The following is a 23,049-nucleotide window of genomic DNA, read 5'->3' as shown; positions in this document are numbered from 1 at the left end:
ACTAATTTACAAACCAACGGTCGGTATGTATAATCAACAGTAATCATATTTTAATTTAATCTAATCTTACCTATGTAAGGCAGAAGAGGAGAATAGCAATGAAGAATGCAGACCGGCGGAAGCAGACGATCCGGCAGCTGCTGGAGGGGACCAAGGAGCTGCTGCGGGACAAGAGCTGTCATGCCATTACCTTGAAGGATATTATGGAGCAGTCGCAATTATCTAAGGGGGCGATATTTCATTATGTGAAGAGCAAGGATGAGATTTTTGCCTGGGTGCTGGAGGAGCGGCTTGACGCTGTGAATGATCGTTTTGAGGAGGAAGTAAGAGGCAGTATTGATAAAAGCTTCGACGGGCCGATGCATGCCATCGCCAGAAGTCTTGCCGGATTGGAAGACAGCCATGAAGCGACTAACAAGGTGCTTCTATACCTGCTGGGCAAGGAGAATGAACCGGCGGTAGCGGAGGTGCTTGAGCATTTTCATGAGCGGTCGGTGTCGGTCTCCAGGCAGTGGATTATCACGGGGCAAAAGTACGGGGTGATTAAAGAAACGGTGAACCCTGATGAGATGGCGGAGCTGTTCGTTCTGCTGTCATTAGGTCTGCGTGTGCGGGCGTCCCTGCGCGCCTCTTCCGGGACCCTTTCTGCGAAAGAAATATCCGGTATTATGGCTGGTATTCTGAAGAATTGAGATGAAGCAATATGAAGTAACAAGAAGGGGAGAGGTTAAATGGTTCCTTTTATAGCGCTCATCGTATCCTTTTTACTGTTCCGGGGAATAGGTCTACTAGGCTTGACGTATTGGAATGACTGGCAAACCGCCCTTCAGTGGGCTGTAGCTGTGATGCTGCTTTTCGGAGCTTCGGCTCACTGGGGACGGCGGCGGCCGGATTTGGTCAGAATGGTGCCGCCTGCTTTTCCGCAGAAAGAATGGATCGTGACGATTACCGGGATGCTGGAAATGGCCGGAGCTATAGGTATCCTGCTGCCCGCTTTCTCAGCAACTGCTTCTGTATGCCTGATCTTGCTTCTTATTGCCATGCTCCCCGCCAATATCTATGCAGCACGCATGAATATGACAATCGGGGGCAAGCCTGTGCCAAAATTACCGGTCCGCATAGGAATTCAGCTCGTTTTTATCACTGCAGTGCTGCTCGCATCCCCGTTACTCCACCTGCCTTAATCGTGAATAGACTCCAGCTCCTCCTTTACAAATTGCATCAAAAGCTTCTTGGATGAGGAGAGATACTCATCGTTACGTAATTGCAGCAGGCCTACGGGAATGGAGGCTTCCTTCAGCGTGACCTGGAGTCTCACCACATTCGGTGGTAACGGCGTAGATTCGAGGACGGCTCCTATAAAATCGATTTGCTGGACGAAGCCCGCAATGGCAGAGATTTGACTTACGGTATGCAGAAAGGGAGTTCCGGTGTACCGGGAGAACTGCTTCGATAATTGGGAATGATATAGACAGGTAGCTCCCCCGGCAATGATTGGATAACCAAGCAATTCCTCGAAAGCGATCTCATCTTTTGCGGCCAAAGGGTGGTTGTTCCCTGCGATAAAAGATATCCGCTCCTGATACAAGGGTTCGAAGTGATACGAAGATAGGTCAACAGGCTCTCCACAGATGGCAAAATCCAATTGATTCTGAAGCAGGGCATGCGAGAGCGAAGCGGTGTTACCGATCACAAAATGGCAGGATACATTAGGCTTATGCTCCATGAACCGCAGCAGTGACTTTGGTAGTATCTGCTCTGTCAATGATTCCAGCCCTCCGATCCTGAGCGTTCCGATCTCCTCTTTTTGCAGAGCTTTTGCCTGGTCCGCAACATAGTTCCAATGTCGGATCAGACTGTCGATCTCAGCGGCAAATATCCGCCCCGAAGCTGTAAGCTCAGAATCCCAGCCCCGTTTGAACAGCTTGATGCCCAGTTCCTTCTCCAGACGTTGAACCTGATTGGTGATTGTGGATTGTGCGTAGTTCAGTTTGGCGGCTGCTTTAGAGAAGTTTCCTTCTTGCAGGATGGTTTGAAATGTAGTTAGTTCTTTTAGGTCCATTAGCAGATATCTCCATCGGATAATTTGAATTTACGTATCATTTAATTCAATTATACAGAATAAAAGGCGGGGAGTACAATGAAGTTACACCAGTAAAGGAGTGAAGTGACATGCCTTTTGTCAGAGTCAGTTACTTGGAGAACAAATACGATGACCAACAGCTGCCTATCATTAGCCGCGAAATTATGAGTGCTCTAAGGGAATATTTTAGCGTGCCGCAAGATGATTTCTTTCAAGTCTACCATGCCCATAAAGCAAGCGAATTTTATTACAGTCCGAATTATTTAAACATAGAGCGAACGGATGGGCTGCTCTATATTCAGATTACGCTCAAATCCGGGAGAAGCAAGGAGCAGAAAAGGGGCTTTTACAGCAAGCTGGCCGAGACGTTGTCGAGCACACTGGGCATCAGGAAAGAAGACGTCTTCGTCGTGCTGGTCGATACAGAATTCGAGGACTGGACGTTTGGCAATGGCATCGCACAGATGATTGAATGAATGTTCATATAAGGAAGAGAGGTATTGGAATGAAGCATCGGAGAATTGCATCGAATGCTCTTGAAGCATTTGGAGACATTGCTCCTTCGTTCGCGCGTTATTCGGAGGAGGTGCTCTTTGGGGAGGTATGGAGAAGGGAGCAGTTATCGCTTCGGGAACGCAGTCTCCTGACGATATCGGCCCTGGTTGCCGGTGGACTTACCGAGCAGTTACCCTTTCATATCCGTCTGGCCCTGGAGAACGGTCTATCCGAAGAAGAATTGATCGAGGCAATGACTCACCTCGCCTTTTATGGAGGTTGGCCGCGTGCCGCATCGGCGATACAGGTTGCCAAGGGAATTTTTGAGGAAATATAACCAAAAAAAGCGCATGTGAGCGAAAGCTCCGTGCGCTTTTTTTGGTTTAGACAATTTTTATGATAAGAGGTTAGAAAATCGCTGTTTTTTCATTTTTTTTAGAGCTATACCCCAATTAGGTCCTGATGAATCGGTTTTTGTCGAGAATTGTTAAGAGTTTGTTTAGAGCTGTCTGATAGAATGGGCGCAGAAATGAAATTTTCTAAGGGGGCAGATGCTAGACTCCAGCAGAACTTGCAATATAGCGCACAGGATGAATGAACAAGGGGGAACGATACATTTGTTTAAGGGTAAGGGATTGAAAAAATATTTCTCGTTGTTACTCGTGATCAGCTTGGTTTGGACCGGAGCCTTTCCGGTATATGCGGGTTCAACGGACAATGGTGCGGCAAGCTGGGACAATGTTGGTCCGCTGCCAGACGACATCAACGTAAACGGAGTTGCTATTGGCTCAGATACTTTAGTTGCAGTGGGGGAAGCAGGGAAAATTGTTACCGCAGGCGGAACTTCGACATGGGCTGTTCGTGATTCTGGGGTAGCCGAGGATTTGAATAGTATTATTCATAAGGGCGCAGGCGGCGAATTCGTTGCAGTCGGTGACAATGGGATAGTCCTGACGTCAACAGATGGCGTGTCCTGGACACCCTCCGATGGCTCCGCCGGTTTTAACTGGAATGGAGTCAGTTACGGCGATGGAACATTAGTTCTAGTCGGCGATTCAGGAATGATTATGATCAAAAATGACAATCGCCCTGACTGGGAGATCGTATTCTCAGCCACTAATGAGAATCTGAACGCTGTGGCTTACGGTAACGGTAAGTTTGTAGCGGTGGGTGATAACGGTACAGTGGTAATGTCCAAAGATGGATCTGATTGGACCAAGGTGACAAGTAAAACAACCAACAAATTGAACGGAATCACCTTTGGCGGCGGAATGTTCGTAGCGGTTGGTGCGTCTGGAACTATTATTACTTCTCCGGAAAGTTCGAAAGGCGCAGCAAAGGTCCTTGAGTCGAAAGTGAACCTGAATGGAATAACTTTCGGAAACAGCGTATTTATGGCCGCAGGAGATGGAGGGAAAGTGTTTTCCAGCACCGATCTGGGGCAAACGTGGAAGCCAGAGACTACAAACGCAACGGCTAATCTTAACGGTATCGTATTTTTCCAAGGTCTTAATCAATTTATCGCAGCGGGTGATTCCGGAGAAATCATTATGTCTTATGTCGTTCCCAACATCCCGAGGGTGCTCAGTCTGACTCCAGGGAATGATGAGACCGATGTAGATATAGATAGAAATCTGGAGATCATGTTTAATCAGCCGGTGACGGCAGCCACTGGAGACGACAATAATATTAAAATTTTCAAGGCTGCGGATCTGTCCACTCCGGTTGAAACCATCCCGGCGGATGACGCCAGCAGAGTAACAGTAAATCCAGCTACCAATACGGTAACGATTAATCCGGGTAAGGATTTTGATGCAGGGGCTAAATATGCCGTTACAGTTGAAGCGAATGCTTTCACTAACGGTGCAAGCGGCAATGCAGCAATCGCAGCGGCTGAGTGGAGTTTCACGACAGTTGCCGGACCAGGAGATACGGAAGCTCCGACTGTAAGTGATTATTTTCCTGTGCCAGGGGCGGTAGGAGTAGCCATTGACACAAATCTGACGCTCACTTTCAGTGAGGATGTAACGACAGATAGCGGCAACATTGTGATTTATGACAGTATGGACGAAGGAAACCTAATGGTAATTCCGGTTAACTCAGAGAATGTCACGGTTAAGGATAACGTGGTAACCATTGTTCCGTATAAAGTTTTTAAAAACAGTACTACGTACTTTGTAAACATCGATGAAGGAGCTTTCAAAGATCTATCAGACAATGCTAACTATTATGAAGGTATCTCGGACAAGGACACCTGGAAGTTCACAACAGAAGAAGCGCCTGATACTACACCGCCGTTAACAATCGGCTTTACTCCTGAGAATGGAGCAACGAATGAAGAAATTGGCACCAATCTGGCTCTTACCTTTAATGAGGATGTACAGAAGGGTGAAGGCCAAATTAAGATAATCAACAGCACGAACAGCGAAGTTCCTCCTGTGACGATCCCTGTTGGTTCTGATGAAGTAATCGTTGACGGCAAAGTTGTAACGATTAACCCCGAGGCTGATCTGGATTATGGTGCAAGCTATTATGTCCAGATTGATAATGGTACATTTACGGATATGTCGGGCAACAGCTATGCCGGTATCACTAACAATACAACCTGGCGCTTTAGTACCACCAGCGAACCGGATACGACCGCGCCAATCGTAAGCACATACTCGCCTATGAATGGGGCAACAGAGGTAGCTATCGGAACTAACCTGGAGCTTGCTTTTAGCGAGAATGTACAAGCAGGGGAAGGCAGTATTGTTATCTACAACAACTCGTCTGACCAAATAGCGGCTACCATTGCTGCGAAGGACGTAAGCATTCTGAACAATGTAGTCACGATTAACCCGGCTGACAATCTGGAATATGGTACAAGCTACCATGTACAGATTAGCGGAGATGCTTTCGCAGATCTATCCGGCAACTTGTACTCCGGTATCGCAGACGACACCACGTGGCACTTCACCACAACGGCTGCGCCGGATACGACAGCTCCTGCATTAGAGCATTTTACGCCTGTAAATGGGGCAGCGGATGTAGCAACAGATGCTAATCTGACCCTTACCTTCAGCGAGAATGTAAAGGCTGGAGCAGGCAATATCGTCATTTACAATAGTGCGAATCATACACCGGCAGCGACGATTCCTGCGGCTTCAGGGAATGTAACTATCCATAGTAATGTAGTGACGATTAATCCTACGGATGATCTGAAGTATGGTGCGAGCTACTATGTACAGATTGGAGCCGGGGCATTTACTGATCTCGCAGGCAACAGCTATGCCGGCAATGCAGAGAGCGCAGTCTGGCAGTTCACAACTACAGATGCACCCGATCGGATCTCGCCAACGGTGATTACCTATTCGCCGGAGCCATGGGCCACAGAAATAGCAGTTAACGCGAATCTGACCCTTACCTTCAGCGAAAATGTACGGGCAGCGGCGGGTACTATTGAGATTTTCCGCAGCACCGATGATATTCATCCGGTCTTGACGATTCAAGCACTTTCGGACATGGTAACCATTCTAAATAATGTGGTCACCATTAATCCGGCTGCCAATCTGGAGCATGGTACCAGCTACTTTGTGCGGGTCTCTGAAGGAGCATTCACCGATAATGCTGGCAACAGCTATGCCGGTATTGCAGGCATTAACGCCTGGCGGTTTGTGACCACCAGTGCGCCAGATACAGCAGCGCCTGTAGTGACCTCTTACAGTCCGGCAGGCAATGCAACGCATGTGCCTGTATCGGCTGCACTCACATTGACTTTTAACGAGAATGTGCTTGCTGGAAAAGGCAATATTGAGATTGTAAATGCAGAGAATGGTGAAGTCGTTAAGTCGATTAAAGCGGACGACAAGACGCTAGTTTCGATTGCGAACTCAACCGTCAGCATCAACACGAACGGCCTGCTGAAGCAGGGCGGCAGCTATTACGTGCTTATACAACCGGGTGCTTTTACAGATGAAGCAGGTAACAGTTATGCAGGACTTGCGGATAGTAAGCTCTGGAGCTTCGCAACAGTTCCTGTTCCAGTCACGCCAACTGAATCTCCTACACCGGCACCGGGCGGCGGTTCAGGATCAGGGGGAGGAGCACCGGCTCCGGTTCCAACACCAAGTCCTCAGACAGAAAGTATTAACGCAAACGTTGAAAACGGGGCTGCTCAAGGCTCCATGGTATCCTCCGTTGTCATTACCCGCACCAAGGATGCGAACGGCGTGAAGAGTGATACTCTTACGTTCACATTGGAGCAGGCGATCCGGGCAGTCAATGAGCTTAAGGCGGCCGGGTCCAATATTGCCAGAATCATCGTGCCTGATAAGAATGATGAGGTTGCCGGAACCAGACTGACCATTCCAGCAGCTTCCAGTAAGCAATTTGCTGATAATCAGATCATGCTGGATCTATTCACAGTGAATGCTGAGGTGAAGGTGCCGGGCAGCTCAATGGCTGGATTCGGTACAGATATTTATTTCAACCTCGTTCCACTGAAGACATCACAGCAGAGCGCAGAGGTTGAAGCACTTGCCAAAGCACAGGTGCAGAGTGTATCCCGCGGTGCGACAGTTACGTTAGTAAGCCGTCCTGTAACGATTGAGACCAATCTGCAGAGCCGTCCGGTTACACTGGTATTGCCGCTTGGCAACTCTTCGTTAACGGCGGAGCAACTGAAGGCACTGGCGGTCTTCATCGAGCACAGCGACGGCACCAAAGAATTGGTCAAGGGAGAGATCGTACCTTTCGGCCAGACCGGAAAGTCGGGCATTCAATTTAGCATCAGCAAATTTAGTACCTTTACCGTTGTACTTGCACAAGATCCTGCGGTACAGGTGAAGGCGTATATGACGGGTTATGCCGATGGTACCTTCAAGCCAGGCAACAGCATTACCCGGGCAGAAGCGGCCAGCATCATTGCCCGCACTTTCAGCCAGTCCGCAGTCACTGCTGGTGTAGCGTATTCCGATGTTCCTGCCGGACACTGGGCGGCAGAAGCAATCGGTCAAGTGACGCGAAGCGGCATGATGAAAGGTTACACGGACGGCAGCTTCAAGCCGAACCAGACGATTACCAGAGCTGAGATGGCGACCCTTCTATCGCGCCTGATTACAAGCAGCGAAGGCCAATCGGCCGGCTTCAGCGATATTGCCGGACACTGGGCACAGGCCGCGATTGAGCGGATGTCCCAGGCAGGCATGATTACCGGCTATCAGGACGGAACATTCCGTCCAGACCAGACTTTAACACGTGCGGAAGCCGTAACCATCATCAACCGTGCTCTGAAGATCGCTCCTCTGACCAGCGCAGCCCAGAAATGGGCAGATGTCCCGGCAAGCTACTGGGCATTCGGCAGCATCCAGGCAGCATCTGTAGATCATACTGCGGAATAAAAAATCACGTAACAAACAGCCCTTCCAACCGTCTTAGACGGGGAAGGGCTGTTTTGTGTGCGGCTGAAGCTATAGGCTGCCACGAGAGCACGTGGGCCAATGTAATCGAAAAACCGACCACATTGGTCCGGCGTGGAGCGAGTGGGCCCAATGTAATCGAAAAACCGACCACATTGGTCCGGCGTGGAGCGAGTGGGCCCAATGTAATCGAAAAACCGACCACATTGGGCCGGCGTGGAGCGAGTGGGCCTAATGTAATCGAAAAACCGACCACATTTGTCCGGCGTGGAGCGAGTGAGCCCAATGTGGTCGAAAAACCGACCACATTGGTCCGGCAGAAGGTGGCTCAGCGCTATCGGCGGTATCACCCGCCCGCCAGGGGACGTTGTTCCTGATCATGCTGGCCGCTACTTACTCCCTACTTACTGCCCAACTCCCACCGCAGATTCCAGTGGTAACGCTGGTCCAGCTCCTCGTGCCCGCTGAAATACTCTACAAGCCGTTCCACGCTGAAGCTTCCATCTGGCTGGCTCCGAAGCATGGCGATGGCGCACATCCCCTTATCGTTGTTATGCTCGTCCAGCTGTACCTTAATCTCCGGCCCGCCCTGCTGGCTGATGGTTATAACCGCGCCGGCTTGCGACCAGTTCGTAACGCCTTCATAGATAAAAGCAAAGATGACGATCCGGCTGATCTCGGACAGGTGATGTCCGTTAATCCGCAGATTCTCGCCTGTGACGATGGAGCCGGTGCGGTCATCCCCGTCCAGCGAGATGTAGGGCGGCCGGTTCAAGCTGCCGAACGATTCGCCGAGCGCCTGGACCGTACCCTTAAGGCCGTTCTTCAGCTCGAACAGACAGCCGAGGTCCAGGTCAATGCCTCTGCTTCCGAACCACCCGGAGGATGGAGTCTGAAGCCAGTTAAGATTGATAAGAATCTCTCCTGCGGCTCCTGCTCCCTGCTGGAGACGGAGGGTCTCCCCGTGCCGCCTGAGTACGATGGTGTCCGGGTTCAAGGGCGAAGCGGAAGGAGCGGCTGGTGCTGCGGGAGGCAATGAATCGACCGGCTTAGGCCGTGACCGCAGCTCCGGAAGAACAAAGGGGGAGTTGCGGGCAGGTTCGGCTGTTCTGGAAGCTTGAACAACGGGCAGGATGTCCTTGACCTGTATTCCGAAGCTGTGGCAGAGCGCGGCTAAGCCTCCCGCATAACCGGAGCCGACCGCGCTGAATTTCCATTCGTTCTGATATCTGTAGATCTCCCCTGCCACAATGGCAGTCTCCACGGAATAACCGCCGCCCAGGCGGTACTGGAGGAGCTCCGTTCCATCCGCAGCGTTCATAATGCGCAGATAGGGATCGGAGAGCAGCGAGAAGCTCTGCTGTCTTGATTCCGCCTCATAGATCGTCAGGGCAAAGGCAATCCGCTCAACCTCCGCAGGAATTAGACTAAGCTCTACAGCAATTTGTGTATCGTCAGCGGGTCCGCTATGGACTCGTTGCGCGGGCGGCAATATCACTACAGACTGGTCCGGAGCCGCAGGATTGCCATAGAAAATAAGATCCTTCTCTGTTGCAACCTTCTGCGACGCGGTAAGTAAAAAAACGGAGAAATCAATCTCGACCCCAGCCCTTGCCTCATTCCAGCCCATGCCTACGATGATGCGGCCGAGGAGAGGATTGTCTTTGGTTAAGCTGCATTTTTGCCCCTTGATAAGCTCAAGTGTCATGAGAACCAGCCTTTCCTATGAGTAGTTCAAGCTTGTATAAGTGCGGGTGGCAGACTCAGAATCTGCCCCGGCTTCCGGCATCCAGATTGGGACCATTCAGATCCGTCAGGCGCTCCAAGGATTGCTCGTAGATCCGTACAATATCCTGTATCTTCTGGAACTCGGGGTCCGAGGGGCCCAGGTTGTCCATGAACATGCGCTGTAGAATTTCTTGGTAAAAGGAGATACGGCTCCCCACCAGCTTGCATTCGTAGTCAATGACCTCTTCAATCGAGTGCTGCTGAACGAATTCCATCAGGTCGTCTGCAGGATTACCGCGTGACTCGCGTTCATTGCGTGCGGCAACCGGCGCGCTGACATTATCCAGATTGACCGTGGAGCGTATGTCGGTGAACAGAATCCCCTCCTTGGCCAGCATCACCTGAAAAGGCTTGTGCTTGAACAGCTCCTGCGCAACCAGCGTACACATTGCCTGATTCCTCAGCAGCATCCCGTCAAACGGATGTAGCACCCACCCGCTGTCATCCCGGAACAGGTTGAATGTAAAATATTCACCCCCATACTCATATCTCAAGTTGATAGCTGTCTCAGATGTAAGCTCGTATTGAAATGCATCCATTCTATTGCGCGCCTCCTGCTTCTACTTTGGATTTCTATTAGCATAGCAGAAAATGGGGAATCTTGGAGAGAGGATTTTAGCCTAAATGGAAGAACCTCTTGCGCCGCAAGAGGTTCTTCCATTCGCTGTCCATCCGTCTTCACGCCAAAGGGGGAAACTGCAGGGTGGCCCGCAGTCCATGGTCGGTGTTGCTCTCCAGAACAAGCTTGCCCTTATGGGCTTCGGCAATGCGGGCGACCATCGGGAGGCCAAGCCCGTGGCCCTGGCGGACGGGATGGGTCCGCTTCCCGGAATAAGGCAGGAGGACCAGCTCAGGCAAAAGCTCTGCTGGAACCCCTGGCCCGTCATCGGATACGGATAGACAACATTCCGGCTCCTCCGGGCTGCGGGAAACCGTTACCGTAATCCCGCACCCATCCGGGTTATGCCGGATGCTGTTCTGGACCAGATTGCTTACTGCACGGTAGAGCAGCTTCTCATCTCCCATCACCTGCAGGCGCTCGTCCATAATGCACAGGTCCAGTGAATAACGCTCCTCCAGGCCGTTATTAATGAAGTCGGATACCACGGTCCGGGCCAGAGCGGATAAGCGTACCGGCTTAAGCTGCAACGGTTGCATGTCATACTCCAGCATCGAGACGAGATTCAAATCGCTGACCAGCGACCTTAGCTGCTCGCCTTGGCGGCGGATAATGGCAGCCTGCTGGCGTTGCTCTCCGGTCAGGTTGTCTTGTTCCTCCAGATTGCTCGCGTAGCCAAGGATCATCGAGAGCGGGGTGCGGATGTCATGGGAGATCCCGGCGATCCAGTTGGATCGGGCTTCATCCCGTGATTTCAGCTGCGAGCTCCTGGTCTGCAGGGTAGCGGAAGCCGAATTAATGCTCTCGGACAAATCACTGAAGAGTCCGGCAGTCTCCAGGTTAACCGGCTTGTCTTTGGCCAGGGCATGAATGCTGTTGATCAGGGGCCGGATATTGCGGATCAGCCGGGTGCCGATGAACAAGGAGAGGGCCACGGCCAGTACCACATTGCAGATCAGGAGCAGCAGCACTCTTAAGGGAAGGGAGCGCAGCCAGTCCGTCATGTATCCGAGCTGATATTTTTCATATGAATATTTAGGATAGCCTACGACAATAAGTCCTTCTGGATGCTCCCAGATATACACAGGATATTCCAGCAAGTAGTAGCGTGAGAACTTCGCCACCTCTACGATGTTGTAAGCGTGCGGAATCTCCGGAGGCAGCTGCTCACTCCATGTCACCTTGCCTTCCGCGTTCAGCAGCATAGCCCAGGCCCGGTTCTGCTGAAGCAGGGCACCCCCCTTGGGATTGAGGGAATACTTGCCGTCAGACCCTTGCAGAGCTGAGGATATCTCCCGCACAACCTTTTCCGGTGAAGCCTCCTGATGCGTTTCCTTGAAGATCAGGGAACCCAGCAGAATCAGATTGAACAGGAGCAGAAGCGTAGAGACCAGCAGGGTAGAACCTACGAATTTGCGTAAAATACGGACCGCGCTGTCCATTAGAGCGCCTCCTGCACCAAGAGCTTATACCCAAGCCCTCTGACCGTCAGCAATTGTACCGGCTTCGAGGGATCGGCTTCGATCTTCTCGCGGATACGCCGCATATGCACCATTAAGGTATTCTCATACCCGTAGCTGTCATCTCCCCATACCGCCAGGCAGAGAGCATCGCTGGTCACAATCCGGCCGCGGTTCTCATAGAGCTTGACCAGAATGGCGTGCTCTTTAGCCGTCAGAGGCAGCTCCTGGCCGTCTCTTCGTACCACAGCGCTGTTCAGATCCACCACCTGCTCACCTGACCTGAAGACAGGCAGCCGTTCTGGAATCGGCGAGGCATATACCCGCTTCAGCACAGCGCTCAGACGCAGCATTAACTCCCTCGGCAGAAAAGGCTTGACGATATAATCGTCGGCTCCCAGGCCCAGCCCCAGCAAGCGGTCCTCATCTTCGCCCCGTGCCGACAGGAAGAGTACCGGCATATCGGAGAAGGTTCGTATGGCGGAGAGGAGCGAGAACCCGTCCCCATCCGGCAGCATCACATCGAGAATGGCGATATCCGGTTTTTCCTGGCGGCATATGGCGAGGGCACTGCTATAATCTCCAGCTGCATAGATGCGGTAATACCCTTCTTTTCGTAAAAAAAGCTCGATCATCTCGCGTATCTTCGGTTCGTCCTCAACGATCATTATTTTGCGGTTCTTCATGTTATTCAATCGTCATCACCCATGAATTAGTATACACGATCAGGCGGTGAAGAATGGGAGGTGCCGGTGTATTTAAGGTAGACGTAAGGTTATCTTCAGTCTGGAGCAAGGGAAGGCCTCTATGCTTGGAAGCAAGAGCCAACTTGATAGAAATGGAGATGAACTGAACCCTATGAACACTCATCCAATTATTGAGACACAGCAATTGACCAAGACCTATGGGGGAACGCCCCGGGTGGATCAAGTAAATCTGAAGGTGCAGCAGGGAGAGATTTTTGGTTTCCTTGGTCCGAACGGAGCAGGGAAGACGACTACGCTCAAGATGCTGCTGGGACTGGTGCAGCCTACCCAGGGAATGGTTAAGCTGTTCGGCCAAGAGCTGCGGAACCACCGGCTGGAGATTCTGAACCGGACGGGTTCGCTGATCGAGTCGCCTTCCTATTACGGACATCTGACGGGCCTTGAGAATCTGAGAGTTATGCAGCGGCTGCGCAGCCTGCCCGCCAAGAATATCGATAAGGTGCTGCAGATTGTCCGGCTGGATAATCACCGGCACAAGCCTGCCGGACAGTATTCACTCGGAATGAAGCAGCGCCTGGGTCTGGCTATGGCCTTGCTGGCTTTCCCGAGTCTGCTGATTCTGGACGAGCCTACGAATGGGCTCGATCCTGCGGGGATCGGAGAGATCCGGGAGCTGATTAAATCCTTGCCTGCCCAGTATGACATGACGATTGTGGTATCCAGCCACCTGTTGTCGGAGATTGAGCAGACTGCTACCTCGGTTGGCATCATCAGTGACGGCAAGCTGCTGTTCCAGGGGGCGATGGCTGCGCTTCAGGCGCAGAACCGGGCGGCGGTTCACTTTCGGATCAATGATCCCGCCCGGGCAGTCCGGATACTGTCGGAGCACGGGTATAGGCCCATAATGCAGGAGCAGCAGCTGGTGTTCAGCGCCATGCCGGACTCTGAGGTGGCCCGGGTCAATGAGATTCTGGTGTCCGGCCAGATTGCTGTGAGCCGGATCGTGGAGTCGAGGAAGAGTCTGGAGGATATCTTCCTGGATCTCACCGGAAAGGAGCGGAGCCTGTGATGAAAGCCTTGTTCCTGGAATATTACAAAATCCGGCGGAGAAAGGTATGGGCGATGCTGACGCTCTTTCTGGCCGCCGAGCTGGGCTGGGCGGCCATGTCCATGAGCATCTCGATCTCGCGGAGTGCGGACAATGCTACCTGGGAAGCGTTGATTTTCAGCCTCTCGTCCATGAACGGGCTGTTCCTGCCAATTCTGTCGGCGATTGTGGTGTCAAGGATTTGCGACATGGAGCATAAAGGGGATACCTGGAAAATGCTGATGACTACTTCTGTCGGACGCCAGACGGTGTATGCCGCCAAATTCGTCTGTGCCGGAAGTCTGATCCTTTACGGCATTCTGGCCCAGGTTGTTTTTATTGCCGGCTTCGGTATGTTCCATAGACTCGCAGAACCGCTTCCGGCAGGCCTGCTGCTGCAGTTCACTGCGGGTACTCTGATTGCCAGTCTGCTGATTATTGCGATGCAGCAATGGATATCGCTGGCGGTGAAGAATCAGGCATTTGCCCTGTGTCTTGGCATGCTGGGCGGGTTCCTGGGGACGACCGCAAGCTTGTTCCCTGCCGCTGTCCGTCAGTTAGTCGTCTGGTCTTATTATTTGGATCTCAGTCCGGTGACTTATGTGTATAAGGCTTCATCAGGAACCTATGTTACCGGAAGCATGCCTCTGATTCAGTTAAGTGCAGCTCTGATACTGACACTGGTTCTGTATGTTGCCGGGAATACCCATGTCTCCAAACAATCGGTCTAAGGAGGAGAACTTATGCTTAGAAGTGTTGCTGCCGAATGGCCCAAGCTGCGCCGCTCGCGGATGGGGCTGGTGCTGGTCAGTCTGCCTGTGGTCAGCCTGATGATCGGCTGTGCTAATTTTGTGATGAACCGGGAGGCCTTACAGGGAGAATGGTATAGTCTATGGACTCAGGTAAGCTTATTTTATGGAGAGTTCTTCCTGCCGATTCTGATTGCCATCTGCTGCGCGTTTGTCTGCCGGCTGGAGCATGTGAACCGGAACTGGAACATGATCCTGGCTGCTCCGGTATCCATAACCAGTCTCTTTATAGCCAAGCTTGTTATTGTGGGCATGCTGATTGCCGGAGCGCAGGCGCTATTCCTTCTAATGTATTGGACGGCAGGACAGATGCTGTCTTTGACGGGGGACTTTCCAATGGACATCATCCTGTGGACCCTGCGCGGCTGGGTGGCTTCGCTGAGTATTGCTGCCCTGCAGCTCGGCTTGTCCATCCGTATCCGCAGCTTTGCCACACCCATCGGAATCAGTCTATGTGCGGTTTTTGTCGGGCTGGGCCTGTATGTGCTCAAGCTGGGGCTGCTGTTCCCATATTCGCTGCTGACCATTGGCATGGGCGTGCTTACCCAGCGCGGACTGACGGCTATGGAGAATCTGCTATTCTTTCTGATGAATGGAGTGTACCTTGTAGTTCTGTCAGTCTGGTCGATCCGCAGGCTGAGGTATAATGATGCGGGTTGAGCCCTGCCTGAACGATGGGAAACGGACAATGCATTCACTTGTTCCGGTATTCCTGCGGCGTACAGCCATAATGCTTCTTAAAGATTTTAATGAAGTGGGGAGGAGCCAGGAAACCAAGCTGCCCGCTGACTTCCGTGATTTTGAGGTCGGTGCTGCGCAGCAGGTGAACGGCCCGCTCCATTCGGGTATGGTACAAATAATCGCCGATTGTTTCGCCGGACACGGTCTTATACACTTTGGATAAATATACAGGATGCAGCTTCACATGGTCTGCAACCGTCTGAAGGGAGATCCCTTCGGCAAGATGCTCCTGGATGAATGTCCGAACCTTGGAGGCGATCTTCTGGTGGGAATCCTCAACCTGACGGGAGGCCTTTGCGCGCAAGGCAGCGATCTGCTTCTCGGCCCACTGGAAAATTCGCTGTCTTGAAAGCTGCGATTTCTTCCGCAGGAGCAGGTAGAACTCTTCACCGAGCTGGGTTTCCACATCTCCTTCCCCGGAGGAGAACGTCACGGCGAAGGAGGATGATAGATATAGAAGCGTTGTAAATAACTGGTCATGTGTCGGTTCGTTGTCAAGCTCGCTCACGGACAGAATCCGGCCGATCTTGGCAAGGGCCTCATCCCAGTTTTCCGATTCCAGTAAGGAAGGAAGAAGAGGGGGGAGGTGCAAATGGTTGAGGTTTTGCCCTTGCGATTGTGACTCGGATTCGTCAATTGTAATGAAGTAGCTTTTATTTTTGCCGACATTTCTTATAAGTGAGGATACAGAGGCTAGGTATGTTTCTGATATGTTCTCAGGGAATGTCTGGATGTTGCTTAGACAAATCGAAAGGGAGCCTGACAGGAATTTTTGCACGTTGTTTTGTACCTTGACCGCATAAGAATCGATTAGCGAAAGGTCTGGCGCTTCGTTGCTTTTGATCAGAAAAACAAGATAGCCTTGCTCGGTATTGCAATGCCATAGCTCGAAGAGCTCCTGAAACACCTCTTCGGTGATGTTGCCGACAGCGAACTCCAGAAGGGACAGCGATTGAAGATTGTATCTGGAGAAATCCTCCTCCAACCGGATGAGCATCAGCATATAGGAGTCGCCCGGGAGGAACGAGATATCAAGCATGGCCAGGCGTTCCTCCAATATGTCGGCCTGCATCGGTTTGTTCTGGAGCAGGTCTGTGAGCAGCTGGCTGCGCAGCAGCGGCTTGTTGGCGTGCAGCGTATGTTTAATCCGTTGGAAGGAGCTGATTTCGGCCCATTCCAGCTCAATATCGGTTATCGCCTGCCCAACGGCATGCGTCAAGGCAGCGATGTCAACCGGTTTTAACAAGTAACGGATTGTTCCATACTGAATCGCCTTCTGGGCATATTCGAATTCGTCATGTCCGGATAAGATGATGCACCTGATCTTGCGGGAGAAATGCCGGATGCGTTCGATGAGCTCAAGACCGTCCATCTCCGGCATCCGAATATCGGTAATGATGATATCAATGGCATGTCTCGTCGCGGTCTGGAGTGCTTCTTGGGCCGAGTAAGCCCGGTGCACCTCTTCAATGCCGTATTCTTCCCATGGAATGGTAAGTGCTAAGCTATCGACAACTGATGTTTCATCATCGACAATAAGTAATTGATACATACGGGGCCATCCTCCTAATCTTTCCTCTTGGGCCAATGCAGAATAACACATAAGCCGCCTAAAGTGCTGGGTTCGATCTCCATGCGGGAGGGCGCATCGAAATAAATCTGCATGCGCTGCCCGATATTCCACAACGCGCAGCCCATTTCCTCCCCGGGTGGCTGCTTGATACGTGTCATCAATTGTTGGATGCTTTCGCCCGACATTCCAATGCCGTCGTCCTCAACGATGAGCTGGTAATGGCCGGTGTCTTCGATTCCGGTAATCCGGATCAGCCCCTCGCCTTGCTTCTTCTCAATTCCGTGAATGACACTGTTCTCCACCAGAGGCTGCACCAGCAGCTTCGGTACGGACAGCAGCTTCATCGAATCGGGCACCCTGATTTCGTAATTCAAACGTTCCATGCGCAGACACAGAATGTTTAAGTAGTTCCCGACGACTCCCAATTCCTTCTCCAGTGTCGTCGTCGGCTTGTCCAGCCGGGTGGTGTACCTGAAATATTGAGCGAGATTCTGCGTCATCGCGGTGACAGCCTCGTCATTGCCGAGGCGCGTCATATTGTCGATGAAGAACAAACAATTATACAGAAAATGCGGATTGATTTGCGCTTGCAGCTGTTTAACCAAGGCTTCCCGCGACATGATTTTCTCCTTATATACCTTCTCGATCAAGTCCTCGATCTGCGCGGCCATCTCGTTAAAGTTAATATAGAGATAATCGAATTCGTTGTGGCTGCGTCTTACAATCCGGTGCGAAAAATCTCCGTGCTTCAGCAGCCTCACGCCCTTAAGCAGCTCGAGAATCGGAATTTGTACCTTCCTGTACAGGAACAGTGCTGTTACCACGCCGCCCATAAAGAGCATAGCGCAAGCGGCGTAGAAGTAATTCCGGGTTCTCTCAATAGGCCGCAGTGCTTCGTCCAATGGCAGATAATCTACCAAGTACCACCCCAGCTTGTCGGATTGCAGGAAATTGACCATATATCCGATCCCGCCTACCGTTATGATTTCAGAGCCTTCCATTCGATTGTTCAGGAGAGGCAGCAGCTGCGGCAAGAGCTCGTTCACTTGGTCGTCGCCCGAGTAGCCGCTTAGAATAACGGAGTCACCCTTGCGGTAGAAGAACGAATTATTACTGCTGCTGTCGGACCTGCTCAGCATTGCACGCAGATTATCCTGGGGGAAAGTAACCCGAATGGAGTACGACGGATGAATCCTATAAGCAACGAACTGCCCGGATTGTGTCTCCAATGTCCATTGATTATCCGGCGTAGCCTGCGGAGGGCTGCTGTCGGAGGATGGGGAGCCGATCCATTGATGCAGCAGGGAAGAATAGATGGAAATCTGATTGTTCCATCCTTCAGAGAAGCTTTGCAGCTTCATTTTGTCCGTCAGATCCTGAATCAATTTAATTTGATCATATTTGTCCATTAGATCGATGGAGGGCAGCAGGCCGACCATAGAATCCGTCTCCAGCGCGGTAGCTACCATCGAGAGTTGTCCTACGTTATGATCCAGGTTCTGTATTAGAAAACGCATCCTGTTCAAATTGTTAGTTTTGATATCCTCTTTCACGGTGGTAAGACTGGTATTAATGGTGACTGTGTACATAACCATCACAATGACTGTGGATAGCAGGATGAGCGAAAGGATCGTATAGAATGTCCGGTACTGCTTGAACATGAGGCATCTTTCCTTCATTAGATAGACTGGTGTACACCCATTGTAGGATTCCTTATGTCTTTTTACAATGTCCCCCGGAGCGGATATTAAGATCGCGTTATTCACCTTTGGATCGCGCTATATCTGTATGGAGTTTAGGGGTCTTACAATAAAGGAGACATAGAAATTCATTTCACAGGGGGAGCTTATGGAAACCTATATTAACACATCATCCAAGAAAGCGGTGCGCCTGAAAAAAGTGCACAGAAATGACAGCTGGCATCTCTACCTAATGCTGCTTCCTGCTGTTGTGCTGACCGCTATATTTGTTTATGCACCCATGGGAGGCCTTGTCATGGCGTTCCAGGACTACAAACCTTATCTGGGCATCACAGGCTCCAAATGGGTCGGACTCGATCAATTTAAGTTCCTGTTCGAGTATCCGGACAGTGTTCAGGTGATCTGGAATACACTTCGGATCTCAGTGCTCAAGCTGATTTTCGGATTGATCTCAACGTTAACCTTCGCCTTGCTTATCAATGAGGTGCGCGTAAAATTTGTACGCAGTGCGGTTCAAACTCTGGTATTTCTTCCCCACTTCCTGTCGTGGGTCGTGCTTGGAGGTGTCTTCATTGAATTGTTGAACCCGGATTACGGGCTGGTCAACCGGCTGCTTCAAGCATTAGGTATGCAACCGATCTTCTTCCTTGGCGATAATAACTGGTTTTTGTTTACTCTGGTATCGAGTGAGGTATGGAAGGAATTCGGGTATGGATCGATTATCTTCATTGCGGCTTTGGCAGGGATTAACCCGGCCCTTTACGAAGCGGCGCAGCTGGACGGGGCAGGGAAGTGGCGGCAAATGCGGAGTATTACGCTCCCGTCACTTCTGCCCACGATTTGTGTAGTCTTTACGCTGTCGCTGAGCCAGGTGCTCAATGCCGGATTCGATCAGGTATTTAACCTGTATAACTCTCTGGTGTATGAAAAAGGAGACATTATCGACACGTTCGTTTACCGAATCGGTTTGATTGGCGGCAACTTCAGCTTTGGTACGGCAATTGGGTTATTCAAGTCTGTTGTGGGCTTGTTCTTGATCATCGGAGGCTACAGGCTGGCCTATAAAGTGGCAGGCTACAAAATATTCTAAGGAGCGTATCATATGCATGCAACTAGAACGAAAGAACGATGGTTTTATTCCATAAATAATCTATTCATGCTGTTTCTGGCAGCGATTTGTATTTTACCTCTCATCCATGTCGTATCCATTTCATTGAGTTCAAGCCCTGCTGTCCTGTCGAACCAGGTGACATTTTGGCCCATTGGTCTCAATTTTAACGCTTTTGAGAAAACGCTGGGGGACCCCCGTTTACTCAACTCCCTCTGGGTATCCATGCAGCGGGTCTTTCTAAGCTTGTCCCTGGGCTTGCTGATCAATTGTTTGGCGGCATATGTTTTATCGAAAGAAGGGGGACGGGGCGGAATTGCCGGGTATAAAGCGTTTGTAGCTTTTTTCGTCATCGCTATGCTCTTTAATGGAGGGATGATCCCCACTTACCTGGTTGTGACCAAGGTGGGGCTCTACAATTCCATTTGGGCGCTTGTGCTTCCAAGCTTGGTGAATGTCTTTTATTTAATCCTGATTATGAACTTCTTCAAGGCATTACCGAAGGAGCTGGAAGAAGCGGTCTTCATGGATGGTGCCAATCATTGGCAGGCTTTTTCGAAATTGTTCTTGCCGCTCTCGCTTCCGGTACTTGCGACGGTTGGATTGTTCACGGTTGTTCATGACTGGAATGAATGGCTTGCCGGTTCGATCTATATGAAGGCGGATAATCTTCCGCTTAGCTCGTTCCTGAAGACGATTATCGCCGTTCCGATGGTGAACGGGAATAATGCCGCAGACATTGCCAAATTAAACAGCCGTTCGATCAGTTCTGCACAAATTCTGGTTGGAGCGCTGCCCATCCTGCTCATTTATCCGGTGCTGCAGAAGTTCTTTACGAAGGGCTTGGTGATTGGGGCGGTCAAGGAGTAAGCACAAAATCATGGATATTGTGGAGGTCACGAGAATGATAGGAACATGGCATGCGATAGTGGAAACGAAGATTGCCAAGCTGAAAATTACTTTCAGCATAAAGGATCCAAATGGAGAGTATTCCATATCGGCAGTAGTGGAATCCTTCCCGGTAGCATTGGATTTCGATCACGTTACAGTGGAAGGCAGCGGTCTGCGGGCATCCGGGAGAGCGAAGTCCCTGCAGGAGGGGGAGGCTTACCTTGAACTGATATTCTCACAAAATAAGTTCACAGGAACTCTTAATATTCCAACTTTTGGAACCCTTTCCTTGGCGGGAGAGCGTGGCCCAGGGACATCTTTGACTGATTTGTTAGAACAAGAACTGGACCAGTATCGTATGACTGGAGTCGTGGAACGAACAGAGGAGAGTATTGCGGCAGCTGTGGAGCAACTGCTCGGCCAGTTGTCCTTGCAAGAGAAAGTGGGGCAAATGAGCCAGTGCCTGGCGTCGGACTTCTCGTTTGGGGAGGAGGTTGCTTCTGAACCGCCGGAGAAGCTCGTTGCAGAGGGGAAGGCCGGTTCCATTCTCGGGGCTTTCGATATCAACCGTGTGCTTGAGCTGCAGCGTATTGCTGTTGAGCAATCACCGCATAACATCCCGTTATTCTTCAATGCCGATGTCATTCACGGCCATCAGACCATCTTTCCGGTGCCACTCGCCTGGTCTTGCAGTTGGGATACAGAAGGAATTCAGCGGGCATGCGCGATTGCGGCAAAAGAAGCTTCCTCCGCAGGCATTACCTATAATCATGGCCCGATGGTAGACATTACGCGTGATCCGAGATGGGGCCGTGTCGTTGAAGGTGCAGGAGAAGATCCTTATTTGGGCGCCCGGATTGCAGAAGCACAAGTAAGAGGCTTTCAGGGCAATTCCCTATTTGATCAGGACACGATTATTGCCTGCTTAAAGCATTTTATCGCCTATGGTGCGGCGGAGGGCGGCCGTGATTATAATACAGTCGATATCTCGGAAGGCACGCTAAGGAATGTTCATTTGCCTCCGTTCCAAGCGGGAATTCAGGCCGGTGCCGGCTCGGTCATGAATGCATTCAATATTTATCAAGGCGTTCCGGCGGCTGGAAGCAAGTTCCTGATGAAGGATTTGCTCAGGAACGAGCTCGGCTTCGATGGCATCCTGCTTTCCGACTATGGGGCTATCGAAGAAATCTCGATTCATGGCTGCGCCGAGGATGAGGCCGAAGCTGCCCGAATGGCGCTTGATGCTACGATGGATATCGAGATGGTAACCCGCGCATTTGCGAACCAATTACCGAAATTGATCGGGGAAGGCATCGTGAAGGAAGAGCAGCTGGATGAGGCAGTCCGGCGTATTCTCACCTACAAATATAGAATCGGCATTATGGATGATCCATTCCGGTATATCCGGCCGAAGAAAGCACTGGAGTGTCAGTTCTCTGAGGAACATCTGCAGGAGAGCAGGGCGCTTGCGCGTAAATCGATCGTGCTGCTCAAGAACGACGGAGTTCTTCCATTGAATGCAAGTTCCGGTACGGTTGCGTTGATCGGTCCGTTCGCAAGAAGCAAGGATTTGCTGGGTACATGGCAATTCTCGAGACATGGGAATGCGACGGTTACCCTGGAACAAGGTGTAACGGAAGCTGTTAGCGGAAGACGGGTGTTCATTGCCGACGGCTGCGCAGTTGACCAGCCCATTGACGGTGGATATGAGGCTGCACTGCAGGTTGCTGAAGAAGCGGATGTAATCGTATTGGCGTTGGGAGAATCCAGCCGGATGAGCGGAGAAGCCGCTTCCCGTATGAATATTACACTCCCTGAGGTTCAATTGAAGCTGGCCGAAGAGATAGCGAAGCTCGGCAAGCCGACGGTGCTGGTCTTAACGAATGGGCGTCCTTTGATACTGGATTGGTTCGATCGTCATGTCAATGCTATCGTGGAGACCTGGTTTCTGGGGTCCCAAGCTGGACATGCTATCGCCGACGTGTTATTCGGCCAGTATAATCCTTCGGGAAAACTGACGATGAGCTTCCCTAGGCATGCAGGTCAAATTCCAGTCTATTATAATCATTTCAATACGGGAAGACCGGCATCACAGGAGAAGCACTTCAGTTCCAAATATTTGGATGGTTCCAATGATCCGCTGTATCCGTTCGGATTCGGGTTAAGCTATACTACCTTTGACTATTCGGAGATTAAGCTGGATAAGCATGTACTGAAGCGGGCAGACAGTCTGACAGTTCAAGTTACAGTTGCGAATACGGGGCAGGCTCAGGGTGAAGAAATCGTTCAGCTGTACATTCAGGATATCTGCGGCAGCGTCGTCCGACCGGTCAAGGAGCTGAAGGGCTTCGAAAAGGTATGCTTATCCCCAGGTGAAAGCAGGGAAATCCATTTTATAATTACGGAAGAGGATCTGAAATATTATGCCGCGGATCTTACCTTCAAAGCGGAAGCCGGTGATTTCAAGATTTATGTGGGTCCGAATTCGCGGGATGTTCAAGAGGTGAGCTTTCGGCTGGAATAAGTGACACCTATGTTTGGATTAGGTTATCTGAAGTTAAGAATGCGTTATATCTGTGGAGTGACAGC

Annotated in this window: 19 protein-coding genes; 11 read left to right on the top strand and 8 right to left on the bottom strand. The window is 51.0% G+C overall.

The window, feature by feature from the left end; genetic code table 11:
- The first annotated feature begins 98 nt into the window (after positions 1-98).
- Together MKY64_RS16870 and MKY64_RS16865 are read left to right on the top strand one after the other, a co-directional pair.
- The gene (locus tag MKY64_RS16870) at positions 99-692 is read left to right on the top strand and encodes a TetR/AcrR family transcriptional regulator (RefSeq protein WP_340954486.1); all 594 of its coding nucleotides are present in this window, start codon (positions 99-101) and stop codon (positions 690-692) included.
- 39 nt (positions 693-731) lie between these two features.
- Positions 732-1,184: a DoxX family protein gene (locus MKY64_RS16865; RefSeq protein ID WP_340954484.1), complete on the top strand. Its 453-nt coding sequence runs from the start codon at positions 732-734 to the stop codon at positions 1,182-1,184.
- On the opposite strand, the gene MKY64_RS16860 is transcribed toward MKY64_RS16865, so the two are convergent.
- Positions 1,181-2,062 (bottom strand): LysR family transcriptional regulator, encoded by an 882-nt coding sequence (locus MKY64_RS16860; RefSeq protein ID WP_340954482.1) that lies wholly within the window; start codon positions 2,060-2,062, stop codon positions 1,181-1,183. The genes MKY64_RS16865 and MKY64_RS16860 overlap by 4 nt on opposite strands.
- A 110-nt stretch (positions 2,063-2,172) precedes the next feature.
- Here MKY64_RS16860 and MKY64_RS16855 point away from each other — a divergent pair, with 110 nt between their 5' ends.
- From MKY64_RS16855 to MKY64_RS16845, 3 genes are all read left to right on the top strand, one after another.
- The gene (locus tag MKY64_RS16855) at positions 2,173-2,559 is read left to right on the top strand and encodes a tautomerase family protein (protein WP_340954480.1); all 387 of its coding nucleotides are present in this window, start codon (positions 2,173-2,175) and stop codon (positions 2,557-2,559) included.
- 29 nt (positions 2,560-2,588) lie between these two features.
- A complete protein-coding gene (locus MKY64_RS16850; RefSeq protein WP_036725472.1) occupies positions 2,589-2,915 on the top strand; it encodes a carboxymuconolactone decarboxylase family protein in 327 nt (108 codons plus the stop codon).
- 280 nt (positions 2,916-3,195) lie between these two features.
- Positions 3,196-7,959: an Ig-like domain-containing protein gene (locus tag MKY64_RS16845; RefSeq protein WP_340954478.1), complete on the top strand. Its 4,764-nt coding sequence runs from the start codon at positions 3,196-3,198 to the stop codon at positions 7,957-7,959.
- 418 nt (positions 7,960-8,377) lie between these two features.
- Here the strand turns inward: MKY64_RS16845 and MKY64_RS16840 are convergent, their stop codons facing one another.
- From MKY64_RS16840 to MKY64_RS16825, 4 genes are all read right to left on the bottom strand, one after another.
- Positions 8,378-9,685 (bottom strand): TerD family protein, encoded by a 1,308-nt coding sequence (locus tag MKY64_RS16840; RefSeq protein WP_340954475.1) that lies wholly within the window; start codon positions 9,683-9,685, stop codon positions 8,378-8,380.
- Between the two features lie 55 nt (positions 9,686-9,740).
- Entirely contained in the window at positions 9,741-10,304 is a 564-nt protein-coding gene (locus tag MKY64_RS16835) for a hypothetical protein (RefSeq protein ID WP_209874654.1), read from the bottom strand.
- A 139-nt stretch (positions 10,305-10,443) separates the two neighbouring features.
- Positions 10,444-11,826, bottom strand: a complete 1,383-nt coding sequence (locus MKY64_RS16830) for a sensor histidine kinase (RefSeq protein ID WP_340954472.1) — start codon at positions 11,824-11,826, stop codon at positions 10,444-10,446.
- A complete protein-coding gene (locus tag MKY64_RS16825; RefSeq protein WP_340954470.1) occupies positions 11,826-12,539 on the bottom strand; it encodes a response regulator transcription factor in 714 nt (237 codons plus the stop codon). Before MKY64_RS16825 ends, MKY64_RS16830 begins: the two co-directional genes overlap by 1 nt.
- 163 nt (positions 12,540-12,702) lie before the next feature.
- Between MKY64_RS16825 and MKY64_RS16820 the strand changes: the two genes are divergently transcribed.
- From MKY64_RS16820 to MKY64_RS16810, 3 genes are read left to right on the top strand one after another with little or no spacing between them, the layout of a single operon-like run.
- Positions 12,703-13,620: an ABC transporter ATP-binding protein gene (locus MKY64_RS16820; protein WP_340954468.1), complete on the top strand. Its 918-nt coding sequence runs from the start codon at positions 12,703-12,705 to the stop codon at positions 13,618-13,620.
- Positions 13,617-14,369 carry an ABC transporter permease gene (locus MKY64_RS16815; RefSeq protein WP_445671704.1) on the top strand — a complete coding sequence of 251 codons (753 nt, stop codon included), beginning with the start codon at positions 13,617-13,619 and terminating at the stop codon, positions 14,367-14,369. The genes MKY64_RS16820 and MKY64_RS16815 overlap by 4 nt, the downstream gene beginning before the upstream one ends.
- A gap of 12 nt (positions 14,370-14,381) precedes the next feature.
- Entirely contained in the window at positions 14,382-15,107 is a 726-nt protein-coding gene (locus tag MKY64_RS16810) for an ABC transporter permease (RefSeq protein WP_340954466.1), read from the top strand.
- Between the two features lie 34 nt (positions 15,108-15,141).
- Here the strand turns inward: MKY64_RS16810 and MKY64_RS16805 are convergent, their stop codons facing one another.
- Positions 15,142-16,740 (bottom strand): response regulator, encoded by a 1,599-nt coding sequence (locus tag MKY64_RS16805; protein ID WP_036725458.1) that lies wholly within the window; start codon positions 16,738-16,740, stop codon positions 15,142-15,144.
- Positions 16,741-16,754: 14 nt separating this feature from the next.
- On the bottom strand, positions 16,755-18,422 hold the full coding sequence (locus MKY64_RS16800; RefSeq protein WP_340954462.1) for a sensor histidine kinase: 1,668 nt from the start codon (positions 18,420-18,422) through the stop codon (positions 16,755-16,757).
- Positions 18,423-18,651: 229 nt separating this feature from the next.
- Between MKY64_RS16800 and MKY64_RS16795 the strand changes: the two genes are divergently transcribed.
- The gene (locus MKY64_RS16795) at positions 18,652-19,551 is read left to right on the top strand and encodes an ABC transporter permease (protein WP_036725541.1); all 900 of its coding nucleotides are present in this window, start codon (positions 18,652-18,654) and stop codon (positions 19,549-19,551) included.
- A 44-nt stretch (positions 19,552-19,595) separates the two neighbouring features.
- On the opposite strand, the gene MKY64_RS16790 is transcribed toward MKY64_RS16795, so the two are convergent.
- The gene (locus tag MKY64_RS16790; RefSeq protein ID WP_162174692.1) at positions 19,596-19,922 is read right to left on the bottom strand and encodes a hypothetical protein; all 327 of its coding nucleotides are present in this window, start codon (positions 19,920-19,922) and stop codon (positions 19,596-19,598) included.
- 22 nt (positions 19,923-19,944) lie between these two features.
- On the opposite strand from MKY64_RS16790, the gene MKY64_RS16785 reads away from it, so the two are divergent.
- Positions 19,945-20,439, top strand: coding sequence for a carbohydrate ABC transporter permease (locus MKY64_RS16785; protein ID WP_162174691.1), 495 nt, complete (start codon positions 19,945-19,947; stop codon positions 20,437-20,439).
- 34 nt (positions 20,440-20,473) lie between these two features.
- On the top strand, positions 20,474-22,984 hold the full coding sequence (locus tag MKY64_RS16780; RefSeq protein WP_340954456.1) for a glycoside hydrolase family 3 N-terminal domain-containing protein: 2,511 nt from the start codon (positions 20,474-20,476) through the stop codon (positions 22,982-22,984).
- Positions 22,985-23,049 lie beyond the last annotated feature (65 nt).

Source organism: Paenibacillus sp. FSL R7-0210 (assembly GCF_038009085.1).
Taxonomy (GTDB): domain Bacteria; phylum Bacillota; class Bacilli; order Paenibacillales; family Paenibacillaceae; genus Paenibacillus_AQ; species Paenibacillus_AQ silagei.
This window is presented reverse-complemented; position numbering and strand designations above follow the sequence as displayed.

What these genes read in the sequence shown, in the direction of transcription:
- MKY64_RS16870 (WP_340954486.1), top strand. Translation starts at nt 99, where the DNA reads ATGAAGAATGCAGACCGGCGGAAGCAGACGATCCGGCAGCTGCTGGAG.
- MKY64_RS16865 (WP_340954484.1), top strand. Translation starts at nt 732, where the DNA reads ATGGTTCCTTTTATAGCGCTCATCGTATCCTTTTTACTGTTCCGGGGA.
- MKY64_RS16860 (WP_340954482.1), bottom strand. Translation starts at nt 2,062, where the DNA reads ATGGACCTAAAAGAACTAACTACATTTCAAACCATCCTGCAAGAAGGA.
- MKY64_RS16855 (WP_340954480.1), top strand. Translation starts at nt 2,173, where the DNA reads ATGCCTTTTGTCAGAGTCAGTTACTTGGAGAACAAATACGATGACCAA.
- MKY64_RS16850 (WP_036725472.1), top strand. Translation starts at nt 2,589, where the DNA reads ATGAAGCATCGGAGAATTGCATCGAATGCTCTTGAAGCATTTGGAGAC.
- MKY64_RS16840 (WP_340954475.1), bottom strand. Translation starts at nt 9,685, where the DNA reads ATGACACTTGAGCTTATCAAGGGGCAAAAATGCAGCTTAACCAAAGAC.
- MKY64_RS16835 (WP_209874654.1), bottom strand. Translation starts at nt 10,304, where the DNA reads ATGGATGCATTTCAATACGAGCTTACATCTGAGACAGCTATCAACTTG.
- MKY64_RS16830 (WP_340954472.1), bottom strand. Translation starts at nt 11,826, where the DNA reads ATGGACAGCGCGGTCCGTATTTTACGCAAATTCGTAGGTTCTACCCTG.
- MKY64_RS16820 (WP_340954468.1), top strand. Translation starts at nt 12,703, where the DNA reads ATGAACACTCATCCAATTATTGAGACACAGCAATTGACCAAGACCTAT.
- MKY64_RS16810 (WP_340954466.1), top strand. Translation starts at nt 14,382, where the DNA reads ATGCTTAGAAGTGTTGCTGCCGAATGGCCCAAGCTGCGCCGCTCGCGG.
- MKY64_RS16805 (WP_036725458.1), bottom strand. Translation starts at nt 16,740, where the DNA reads ATGTATCAATTACTTATTGTCGATGATGAAACATCAGTTGTCGATAGC.
- MKY64_RS16800 (WP_340954462.1), bottom strand. Translation starts at nt 18,422, where the DNA reads ATGTTCAAGCAGTACCGGACATTCTATACGATCCTTTCGCTCATCCTG.
- MKY64_RS16790 (WP_162174692.1), bottom strand. Translation starts at nt 19,922, where the DNA reads ATGACGAAAAAAGCTACAAACGCTTTATACCCGGCAATTCCGCCCCGT.
- MKY64_RS16785 (WP_162174691.1), top strand. Translation starts at nt 19,945, where the DNA reads ATGATCCCCACTTACCTGGTTGTGACCAAGGTGGGGCTCTACAATTCC.
- MKY64_RS16780 (WP_340954456.1), top strand. Translation starts at nt 20,474, where the DNA reads ATGATAGGAACATGGCATGCGATAGTGGAAACGAAGATTGCCAAGCTG.